Genomic DNA, 10334 nt, shown 5'->3' with positions numbered 1-10334 from the left:
CCAATCAAAAAAATTAAAAAGGTCACTTGGCGCCTTCGATTTAATACTAATGGGGATGGGAGCAACCATTGGAACAGGTGTCTTAGTTATTACAGGGTTAGTAGCTGCAAGAAACTCAGGTCCCGCTATATCTCTTTCTTTTATTCTCTCTGCAATTGTATGTGGTCTGGTAGCGTTATGTTATGCGGAGTTTTCATCAGCGATTCCAAGTTCGGGAAGTGCCTACGCCTATACCTATGTAGCATTAGGTGAGATAGTAGCTTTCTTGGTAGGATGGTCTATTGTAGGAGGATATACAGTTTCGATAGCATCTGTTGCCGGGGGATGGTCAGCATATTTTAATAGTGCATTATCACTTGTTGGAATTCACCTTCCGAATAGTCTAGTCACTATTCCTAGCCAAGGTGGGATTATAAATTTACCCGCAGTATTTATCGTAATTTGTATGTCTTATTTATTAACAAGAGGTCTAACAGAAAGTAAAAAAGTCAATAATATCACAGTGGCTATCAAAATTTCTATTGTTTTACTGTTTATTATTATAGGTGCATTTTTCATCGAACCTGAAAATTGGCAACCTTTTATGCCATTTGGAATAAGTGGTGTATTTGCTGGAGCAGCCTCAGTATTTTTCGCATTCACTGGTTTTGACGCTATTTCAACATCTGCTGAGGAAGTGAAAGAGCCTCAGAGAAACTTGCCTCGAGGTATTTTAGGATCTTTACTAGCTTGTACTACTATTTACGTTATTTTAGGAACTATTTTAACAGGAATGGTATCCTATAAAGAATTAAATGTTGGAGACGCTTTGGCTTATGCACTTGAAAGTGTAGGGCAAGGGTGGGCGGCAGTTATTTTATCTGTTGGCGCAGTAATTGGAATTATAGCTGTTTTATTTGCTTACATGTTTGCAGTGCCACGTATTCTACTGTCAATGAGTCGTGATGGATTATTACCTAAATTATTCTCGACAGTTAATAGTAAAACTCACGTTCCGACGTCCTCTACATGGATCATTTGTGTTTTAGGGGCTATCGTGGCTGGATTAATTGATTTAAAAGAATTAGCAGATATTGCGAATATGTCCGCCATTTTGAACTTTGCACTCGTAGCACTGTCACTCATTGTTTTAAGAAAAACGCAGCCAAATTTAAAACGTAATTTCAAAATGCCTCTTGTACCTATTCTTCCAATTCTGGCAATCATTTTTTGCTTATTTTTAGCTTTTAATTTATCAGCAAAAATATGGATGTATTATCTTTCTTGGTCAGCAGTAGGGTTCAGTATTTATTTTGGTTATTCCCGTAATAAAAGTGTACTTAAGCATCGTGACTAAATAATGAGTAACAAAAACTTATGTTGTATTTCTTATGATTATTTGATTTCTTACCGTACAAAAAAGTCCGTTTTTAAACCTTTTCGGTTTGTAAACGGACTTTTTTAGCTTACGTAACAGTGACTGAACTTTATAACCCCAAAACTGAATTATCACCTGATTTCACAAAAACACGAAGAATAGACGTTTGTTGTTTAGATACCATCCTCAGTACGTAATTTTGTATCCCCGAGATGTTAGTAGCATTTCCTTTAAAACGAGCAAAACGATTTCACATTCAAACCATTCCTATAATAAGATAGATCATCAATATGATTAGAATACCAGGGGTTGATCGAATGAATAACTTTATTCCCGTTCCTATATATCCTGTATATAATGCATGGACGCATCCTGCTGCGCACTACCCTGTTCAACAAATACGGGAAACAATGAATCGTTATTCCACAAGGGAGGAAGTGTTTAATCCAGAGCGGGGAGATGTAGATACGGATGATCATGGATCAGGTTATAAACTGTACAGGTGGCCGTTTTTAATGCTCACACAAGAATACTTGGTGTGTCGAATGTTTGGAAAGTCCTCTGAAACGGCGATTAGTGGAGGTTTCACCACTAATCCTATAGGAGACATCTATGCAGTTCAGAATTTTCCGAGCGGACCACATAGTTGGGTTATAACACTCAAAAATAACTCGAATAGACACCTCGTTTTGGATCTTTTTTTACTGGTCAAACTATAGCAGACAATATTCAAGGGAGTACCTAGGGAAAACACTCCTAATGAAAATGTCTGTATTATCTTTCCAATCCATTTTGAAGTAACAGGTAACCAAGTGATATATCATGATAATAAGTCCATAAAGCTTACATAGACGGTTTCTATAACTGCAAGAAGCAGAATATTCACGACTGGAAGGTAGCATGAATGCCAATTAATTGTCAGAACCCTTGTGCCTGTAGGAGGTGTAAGGGTTTTTGTTTGTGGACGAAAACATACTTCATTTTTCTTGATGGTACGTCCATTAAAACTAGGAAAACCATCTTTTAATGGCTGGGCTAAGAACCTATAGCTGGTTTAGTGAAAGAGTTCGAAAATTTGGGTGAAAAAGGGGTTAGACTATGTTTTTTCTTACTCTGAGAATATCGTGTCGATAGCTGTAACAATAATTGATACATGTGCAAGAAATGGCGAATCAGGAGCAAGGGAGTAAGCAATATAAAGCGGTATTAAAGGGAGAAATACCAGACCATAACCATATAGAAGGAAAGGTAGATCATCAAGAAGGTTCGAATGGTGTCTATCAAAGCAACGTAATCTTTCAAGAGGACGGCGTATATTACGTACAAGCCTATGTCAAAGCACATGGGGTAGATTTGCTTCCAACCAAGCGTGTCCTTGTGGGTAGCCCGTCAAAAGAAGAGCTACAAGCCTTGGAAAAAGAAAAGGGACAGCAGGGAAATCAAGATCAGCATGATCATTCGCACCACCATTGATGCAAATGCTGAGTCCGTACTTACGAATAGAAGCAATCCAAGGAGCATTTACAGGTAAACAGGTTATTTATGCCCATAGCTATGCATGGAATGAAATACTAAGACAGTAAAAAGCAAAAAGGCTTTCCAGATATTCTTTCGTGGAAAGCTTTTTTGCTTTTAAAAGATCGAATCTGATCAAGACATTGAATGTAAGAAAAAGCCCTTCATTAAGGGTCTTCCATCTTATTCTTGGCGTGTAAAGTCTTCACTTTGCAAATACGTTACTGCACCTTTATAGGAGTTATAGGAATCCTCCAGATTGTTTCCCGTATAGATGTTAAACAATTCATCTTCCTGTACCAATCGTAGTGAATCGCCTTTCTGGTTTACCCAAATCTCTTCAATAGGATCATCTGAATCCAAGGTGTTGTCGTTTGCTTCCTGTTCTGTTGATAGATACGCGATGGAGTCAGCGATCAAGCTGCGCAACTGCTCCTCGGAATAATCGCGGATATTGACCATACCTTTTGGACCAGTCTTTTTTTTCGGCAGGTGACCCGCATAGACAAAGCCGTTTCCATTTGGATGAAGGTGATTTACCACAATCTTTTTGTCACGTAGACTTCCCTCAAAATGATAGTTTAAGCGTCCTAATGAGACCTCTTTTTTTGTTAGTTCTGGGAACGATTCAATAATCGCTTTTTTTTGTTCAAAAGTTAGCATGCAATCCTCCGTGGTTCTATATCTTCAAGATATACTATACATATCAAGAAAAAGTATACCATAAGCTTCCTGTGGATGAAATCATAGAGAAAAGGAAGCCTGCCTCTCTTTTATGAGACACGCTTCCCATGAACAAAGCTTAAGCAATAGGGGGGAGCATTTTAGAATCCTTAACCATAGAGGAGCTGCAGATCGGACAAACCGGTATTTCGTCAAAGGATAAATTTTCTCTCATCCAGCAGATGCAATCATCTTTGGTACATGCCCAGATTGAGGTTTCCACATCTTCTACCGGCTCTTCTTGCTTGCGAGAATAGTACATTGCAAAACACCTCCAAGCTTCATTTCGAAACTCTATGCTGTTTATCCTAAACCTTCCAGAGGACTTTTTATTCAGAAAGGAAGAAAGAAGTACAAGTCTCACTACGTTGAAAAGTTAGGCAACAAGGCAAAAAGTTTTTTCTGACAGGAAGCTTATTTTTTACAAGATAGAATTAGAGTAGTAGAATGGAGTATGGCAATGCAGGATTAGACATAGAATGACATGCAGGAAGGTGATTGTTAGTGACGCATCCGTCAGAGATTGAAAAACGTAAATCAGAGCATATTGAGATTTGTTTACATAAAGAGGTATCTAATCGACTGACCACAGGTCTAGAGCAATATCAGTTTTTACATGCGGCCCTTCCAGAGATTCATTTTGCTGATGTTTCGTTACATACGACTTTCTTAGGAAAACATATGGGAACCCCTTTCCTTGTAAGCTCCATGACAGGTGGGACGAAGAATGCCCAGCAAATAAATACTAAGCTTGCGATGGCGGCAGAGGCTAGAGGCTGGGCTATGGGGCTTGGCTCCGTACGTGCAGCATTGGAAAGCGAAGAGCTTGCTCGAACTTTTAAAGTCAGAGAATATGCCCCGTCTATTCCAATCATCGCAAATCTAGGGGCTGTTCAACTAAATTATGGCTACACCGTAAAGGAATGTCTTCGCTGTGTAGAGCTTGTTGAAGCTGATGCACTGGTATTACACGTAAATAGTATGCAGGAGATTTTTCAACCTGAAGGTGATCAGGATTTTAGGCATCTTTTGCCCAAAATTGAGCAGGTTTGTAAGGCAAGTCAAATTCCCATCGGGGTAAAAGAAGTAGGCTTTGGAATCGATTCACAAACAGCTAGACGGCTTGTGGATGCTGGAGTTTCCTTTATTGATGTAGCAGGAGCAGGGGGAACATCCTGGATTGAGGTGGAAAAGCATCGATCTAATGAACCCATGAAGCAAATGGCCGCAGAAGCATTTCGAGATTGGGGGATTCCAACATCTGTTTCTTTACAAACCATTCGAGAAGAGCTTCCGTTCTTCCCTTTAATCGGAAGTGGGGGAATTTATAACGGAGTCGAAGCGGCGAAAGCGATTGCTTTGGGAGCAGATTTGGTTGGATTGGGTCGTGCGTTGCTTGAAGCGGCTACAACATCAGTGGAGGAGGTTGTAGCACTTATGGAGCGAGTAGAGTTTGAGTGCCGTGCAGCGATGTTTGGAATAGGTGTAGCAACAATTGAAGGTCTGTCAGCTACAGATCGCCTCTTGTCAAAGGCTGGAGCAAAAATCAATCGGAGTAAACGATGAAAAATGAATTGACCAAGATGAGGGCTTCTGTTATTTTATTTGGTTGTATTCATTAACTTGTTTCGGCAGATTGTAACAGCATGAGAGGGGAGTACGAGCGTGTTATCCAAAATGTTATCCACCTATCCTCGAACCTTGTGGATTTTGGCGATCGGGGCCATTATTAATGTAACGGGGATGTCTTTTATTTGGCCGCTAAATAATATTTATATCACTCAAATATTGGGTAAACCAGCAACGGTAGCTGGACTCGTCCTGATGCTCCATGCTGGTATGGGAATCATCGGGAGTATGGCAGGTGGCATTCTGCATGACAAGATAGGCGGCATAAAAACCATTTTTGCTGGGGTGCTTATCTCGGCTGCCTGTGTTACCTCACTTGCTTTTTTTCGCGTATGGCCATTTTATGTTTGTATGATGGGCGTACTTGGCTTCAGCAATAGCATGGTGTTCCCGGTCCTCAATGCAATGGCCGGAAGTATTTGGCCGGAGGGGGGACGACGCGCGTTTAACTTGTTATATTTGTCGCAAAATTTAGGTGTAGCGCTTGGCTCTGCGCTGGGTGGAGTGGTTGCTAGTGTATCGTTTATGTTTGTTTTTTTAGTAAATGGTGCAACTAATTTGATCTTTTTAGCCGTTATTGGTTTTGGCCTAGATTTAAAGAAGATTGCGGCAGAAACTGCTGCTAGAAATCTGCAAAGAAAGACAGAGAAAGCTGCTTATAAGGCTTCCAAGAATGAGACCTCTATCTGGAAAACACCCTCAGGTCTATCCTTATTAATTCTGTGTTTAGGCTTTGCGATAACCTGGATTCCTTATGTGCAATGGTCAACCAATCTATCCTCTTACATGACAAAATTAGGATACTCATTATCTCAATATAGTTTATTGTGGACGATTAACGGAGCATTGATCATTTTAGCTCAGCCGTTGTCCGCTTACGTCACACGTCATTATTTATCTAATCTTCGTTCTCAAATGATCGGTGGATTGTTTATCTTTGTTTGTGGAATGGGTGTTTTAGCATTTGATCAGGCGTATAGTCATTTTGTGTGCGGTATGATAATTGTGACTTTAGGAGAAATGCTCTTATGGCCAGCAGTGCCAGCCGCGGCGGCAGAGCTTTCGATTCCCGGTAAAGAGGGATTATTCCAAGGGGCTGTGAGTGGTGCTGCGACTGCCGGGCGGATGATTGGTCCATTCATCGGGGGGCTTTTATACGAAAGCTTCTCACCAGTCTTTATGCTGTACGTGATGATTGCTATTTGTGTGTTGCCACTACTTTGTTATGTATGTTATGATCGCCCGTTATACGGCAGTCTTAGAGATCGAATGTAATCAATAAAGGAAACATGAATATGATGAAAATAGGCTGTTTCGTGCTAGGAAGAACCCGGCAGGAAGCAGCCTATTTTTATATCATTAGGATAGAAACCAAAATTATTAAAAGAGCGTATTCTTCTAAGATTTTTCTACATTTTGTGAACGATATGCTCAGGAGGATTCTTTAGGGGAACTTAATTTTATCTGTGCTTTTTCAGGAATGCCTGCCGGAGTTACCTCCGTCCAGCCTTTTCCATTTAATCCCTTCGCATAAACCTCTAAATATGCACCTTTACGCAGATTTTTAGAAGCGATCATAATAAAGGTATTTTGCTGACCCTCATCATCATACCCCACCAATTGATATTCCCACTGTGTATCGTTTAGTTTTTTACCGTCCGTTTGCACTATCGTATAGTAAGGCTTAACTGGAATAATAGGGTTGAGGCGATCAAGCATAACCGATTGACCTCTCAAGGCAAATAGAAGAAGGAGTATACTAGCTGCGGTGGCTGCTAGAATGATTACAAATTTGTTGATAGACACAAAATACCTCCCAAGCATTTTCTAGTAGTGTTGAGTACAGTCTACTAGGTTTGTCAATATAACAAAATGCATCTAGCTTACAATCAGCTTACACTTCTGTAAGAAAAATCTGTTCGTATTGTATGGAAGTAAACGGATAAAATAAAGAAGATTTCCAACAGGTGGAGGGGCAAGTGTGGAGATGAAAACCAAGCCGATTGTTGTTGTAAGTAAATGTTTAGAGTTTGCAGAGTGCCGGTACAATGGAGATGTGCTTTCAGATCAAACCGTTCGAAGCTTGGCTCCCTTTGTAACCTTTATTCCTGTTTGTCCTGAGATAGAGATTGGTTTGGGTATCCCCCGGGAAACCATTCGAATCATTAAAGAAGGCGAACAGCATCGGCTCGTTCAACCTTCAACACGAGCAGATCTTAGTCAGCAGATGAGTAGTTTTGCCGATGCTTTTTTACAAAATGTAGGAGAAGTGGATGGTTTTATTCTGAAAAGTCGCTCTCCCAGCTGCGGTGTAAAAGATGTCAAAGTATATAGTGGATGGGAAAAAGCACCCGTTGTAGAAAGCGCTCCTGGTTTCTTTGGTGGGAAGGTAAACGCGTATTTTCCTTATGCGGCTATAGAGGAAGAGGGCAGGCTAAAGAACTTTACCATTCGAGAGCATTTCTTTACAAAGCTGTTCACACTAGCGTATTTTCGCCAATTGAGCTTGGACCCTACTATCCGAAATCTAATTCAATTCCATGCTGAGAATAAATATTTATTTATGGCCTATAATCAGAAGCTTACAAAAGAATTAGGTAAGATTGTTGCAAATCATGAGAAAAAAGAGAAGCAACAGGTCTGGAACGAGTACGCTGCCCTTTTACCTAACATGTTCAAGCGTGCAGCCCGATATACCTCCAATATTAATGTTTGTGAACATATTATGGGCCATTTTCGTACAAGGCTATCTACAAGGGAAAAGGATCACTTTAAGCATTTATTGCATCGGTATCGAGAACGAAAATTGCCGCTGAGTAGCATGACCAGTCTTTTGAAATCGTGGGTATTTCGATATGAACAAGAATATTTGTTACAGCAACGCTTTTTTGAGCCTTATCCTGAGGAGCTGATTGATTTGGGGGATTCTGGGAAGGGACGAGATTATTAGTAAGAATGCTTTTGCAGGTATGACGCCTCACCCTAGTATGAATGCTGTCATGATAACAAAGAGGAACTCCTCATGGGGATGTAAGTAAACTTTTGTAGTATTCCTCGTCATACTCCTTGTGAAATAAACCAACTAGAAAAAGGGGAAAACGATCATGAATAAGACAGCATGGGCTCCAGCAGTACTTCTAGTAGCCGCATTAGCATCTGCATGTGGAAATAATTAAAAACCGGCAGATACTCCAGCACAAGCGGCACAAGAGCAAAAGCAAGAACAAGCTAAAACGGTAACACAACAACCAGTGACTTCTAAGCCTTCAGATGAAAAAGCCGTACAAGCTCTATCTGCTCCTCAAGAGATGATTATTTACAAGCAAGGCTCTAAAGAATTGATAAAACCAGAGGATAAGGATTTTAAAACAATTTTACACTGACAAATAAACGGACAGAAAACCCAGGATATGTCATACGGTTTGATGAAAGTAATGAAGCTGCCGCCAAGACTGTCAAGGAAGGTCTTGCTATTGAATTTAAATATGAACAAGCAACCAAACATGGCATGCCAGCTTTTGTAGGTACAGAGAACAAACAAGAGATCAATGCAAAAAGCATCCTCTTCATCGTGGATGGAGATAATAAAAATCTCATGTTTTATTCAGAGGACGGTAAAAATTATGGAACAGCTCCCATTGAATATCCGGAGTCTGCAGAATTAAGCGAGCTGTTGAAAAAATATTAGATCAGTACGAAAAGTCGTTTTCCTGTTCTATAAGGGGAATCGGCTTTTCGCCTTTTTCTGGATAGTAAAAAAATCAATTTCATGAAATAATAGATTACTAACTACTGCATACGATTTCATCTAGATAGAGGAGATTTGGTGTTATGGACAGTTATAAAAAACAGAAACAGGTTACTGACTTACACGTACAGATAAAAGAGCAAAGAATTGACAGTAGGTTGCGACAATTAGGTGAAATTGGTAGGACGCCGGAACAAGGTGTTACTAGATTAGCATTGACGGCTGAGGATATGGTGGCACAACGTATGGTTGCCGGCTGGATGAAAGAGGCTGGAATGTCTGTTCGCAAGGATTGCTTCGGGAATGTAATTGGTAGGAAAGAAGGAAATAATCCACATGCGCCTGTCGTAATGCTTGGTTCTCATATCGATTCGGTTCCTAATGGTGGTAGATTCGATGGCACGGTTGGAGTAATTGGGGGAATAGAGGTAGTTCAAGCTTTACATGAAAATAATATTTTGCATGAACACCCGATTGAAGTAGTTGCTTTTTGCGACGAAGAAGGAGTTCGTTTTTCAGATGGTTTTTTTGGGAGTAGAGGGATGTGTGGTAAGCTTACCCCAGAGGATATGATGAGACGCGACAACCAGGGTGTAACCAGGATAGAGGCTCTTCAGCAGTGTGGCTTTCCTCCTCTAAAAGATGTATCAGATATACGGAATTCTGCGGAGATCAAGGCATATTTAGAGCTACATATTGAACAGGGTCCATATTTACAAGCAGTGAACGAGCCGGTTGGAATTGTTACCAGTATCATGGGTGTGAAATTATTGACCATCAAATTCATAGGGAAGTCAGGTCATGCAGGTACAGTACCGATGAGCATGCGCAACGACCCGATCATGGCTGCGGCCGAAGCCATTTTAGGAATAGAAAAAATATGTGGTTCTGATCGTAGCAAGCCTACGGTGGGCACTGTGGGTACTTTTGAGGTAGAACCTGGTGCTTGCAATGTTATTCCGGGTTCTGTTTCATTTACAGTTGATATTAGAGATATAGATGAAACACGGTTGTTGCATATCTTAACAGATATAGATGCCCTCCTCTCAGAAATATCCTTGCGACGCGGGCTAACGTATCAGCTAGAGAATACGCTGGCGATCAAAAAGGCAGATGCCGCGACTGAACTTGTACAGATGTTTCGTCAGATCGGCCTGAGAAGACAGAACGAATTACCGCTGATGCATAGTGGGGCAGGTCACGATGCGATGATTTTGTCTGAGGCAACGCAAATGGGGATGCTATTTGTTCGTTGTAAGGATGGGATTAGTCATCACCCTGACGAGTGGTCCCATGCTTCAGATATTTGTATTGGCGTAGAGTATCTGTATGAGGCGGTTTGTCGATTAGCTAGCTAATCGT

General features: G+C 40.7%; 11 protein-coding genes. 8 read left to right on the top strand and 3 right to left on the bottom strand.

Features of this window, described 5'->3' with window-relative positions; all coding sequences use genetic code 11:
- The 3 genes from AYJ08_RS13130 to AYJ08_RS13120 form a co-directional block, all read left to right on the top strand.
- A partial coding sequence (locus AYJ08_RS13130; RefSeq protein WP_082890951.1) for an APC family permease occupies positions 1 to 1336 on the top strand: 1336 nt, incomplete at its 5' end.
- Positions 1337 to 1647: 311 nt separating this feature from the next.
- Positions 1648 to 2076, top strand: a complete 429-nt coding sequence (locus tag AYJ08_RS13125) for a hypothetical protein (RefSeq protein ID WP_157452863.1) — start codon at positions 1648 to 1650, stop codon at positions 2074 to 2076.
- A 427-nt stretch (positions 2077 to 2503) separates the two neighbouring features.
- The gene (locus tag AYJ08_RS13120; RefSeq protein ID WP_197490659.1) at positions 2504 to 2830 is read left to right on the top strand and encodes a hypothetical protein; all 327 of its coding nucleotides are present in this window, start codon (positions 2504 to 2506) and stop codon (positions 2828 to 2830) included.
- Between the two features lie 225 nt (positions 2831 to 3055).
- Here the strand turns inward: AYJ08_RS13120 and AYJ08_RS13115 are convergent, their stop codons facing one another.
- Positions 3056 to 3535: a hypothetical protein gene (locus tag AYJ08_RS13115; RefSeq protein ID WP_064018091.1), complete on the bottom strand. Its 480-nt coding sequence runs from the start codon at positions 3533 to 3535 to the stop codon at positions 3056 to 3058.
- A 139-nt stretch (positions 3536 to 3674) separates the two neighbouring features.
- On the bottom strand, positions 3675 to 3857 hold the full coding sequence (locus tag AYJ08_RS13110) for a cold-shock protein (RefSeq protein ID WP_003337697.1): 183 nt from the start codon (positions 3855 to 3857) through the stop codon (positions 3675 to 3677).
- Between the two features lie 242 nt (positions 3858 to 4099).
- Between AYJ08_RS13110 and fni the strand changes: the two genes are divergently transcribed.
- Both fni and AYJ08_RS13100 read left to right on the top strand, forming a co-directional pair.
- Positions 4100 to 5161, top strand: coding sequence for a type 2 isopentenyl-diphosphate Delta-isomerase (gene fni / locus AYJ08_RS13105; RefSeq protein ID WP_064018090.1), 1062 nt, complete (start codon positions 4100 to 4102; stop codon positions 5159 to 5161).
- Between the two features lie 99 nt (positions 5162 to 5260).
- Positions 5261 to 6499, top strand: coding sequence for an MDR family MFS transporter (locus AYJ08_RS13100; protein ID WP_082890950.1), 1239 nt, complete (start codon positions 5261 to 5263; stop codon positions 6497 to 6499).
- Between the two features lie 156 nt (positions 6500 to 6655).
- On the opposite strand, the gene AYJ08_RS13095 is transcribed toward AYJ08_RS13100, so the two are convergent.
- Positions 6656 to 7030: a YxeA family protein gene (locus AYJ08_RS13095; RefSeq protein ID WP_064018089.1), complete on the bottom strand. Its 375-nt coding sequence runs from the start codon at positions 7028 to 7030 to the stop codon at positions 6656 to 6658.
- A 175-nt stretch (positions 7031 to 7205) separates the two neighbouring features.
- On the opposite strand from AYJ08_RS13095, the gene AYJ08_RS13090 reads away from it, so the two are divergent.
- The 3 genes from AYJ08_RS13090 (at position 7206) to AYJ08_RS13080 (ending at position 10330) form a co-directional block, all read left to right on the top strand.
- A complete protein-coding gene (locus tag AYJ08_RS13090) occupies positions 7206 to 8174 on the top strand; it encodes a YbgA family protein (RefSeq protein ID WP_082890949.1) in 969 nt (322 codons plus the stop codon).
- A gap of 558 nt (positions 8175 to 8732) precedes the next feature.
- A complete protein-coding gene (locus AYJ08_RS24485) occupies positions 8733 to 8912 on the top strand; it encodes a hypothetical protein (protein WP_231929106.1) in 180 nt (59 codons plus the stop codon).
- A gap of 143 nt (positions 8913 to 9055) precedes the next feature.
- Positions 9056 to 10330 (top strand): Zn-dependent hydrolase, encoded by a 1275-nt coding sequence (locus AYJ08_RS13080; protein ID WP_064018088.1) that lies wholly within the window; start codon positions 9056 to 9058, stop codon positions 10328 to 10330.
- Positions 10331 to 10334 lie beyond the last annotated feature (4 nt).

The sequence above is a fragment of the Brevibacillus sp. SKDU10 genome, from assembly GCF_001645205.1.
GTDB classification, from domain to species: Bacteria; Bacillota; Bacilli; order Brevibacillales; family Brevibacillaceae; genus Brevibacillus_B; species Brevibacillus_B halotolerans.
Note: the sequence above shows the minus strand (reverse complement) of the source record. Positions and strands in the feature narration are given on the sequence as shown.

Excerpts from the sequence above, each read along its gene's own strand:
- AYJ08_RS13125 (WP_157452863.1), top strand. The coding sequence starts at position 1,648 with ATGATTAGAATACCAGGGGTTGATCGAATGAATAACTTTATTCCCGTT.
- AYJ08_RS24485 (WP_231929106.1), top strand. The coding sequence starts at position 8,733 with ATGCCAGCTTTTGTAGGTACAGAGAACAAACAAGAGATCAATGCAAAA.
- AYJ08_RS13080 (WP_064018088.1), top strand. The coding sequence starts at position 9,056 with ATGGACAGTTATAAAAAACAGAAACAGGTTACTGACTTACACGTACAG.
- AYJ08_RS13115 (WP_064018091.1), bottom strand. The coding sequence starts at position 3,535 with ATGCTAACTTTTGAACAAAAAAAAGCGATTATTGAATCGTTCCCAGAA.
- AYJ08_RS13110 (WP_003337697.1), bottom strand. The coding sequence starts at position 3,857 with ATGTACTATTCTCGCAAGCAAGAAGAGCCGGTAGAAGATGTGGAAACC.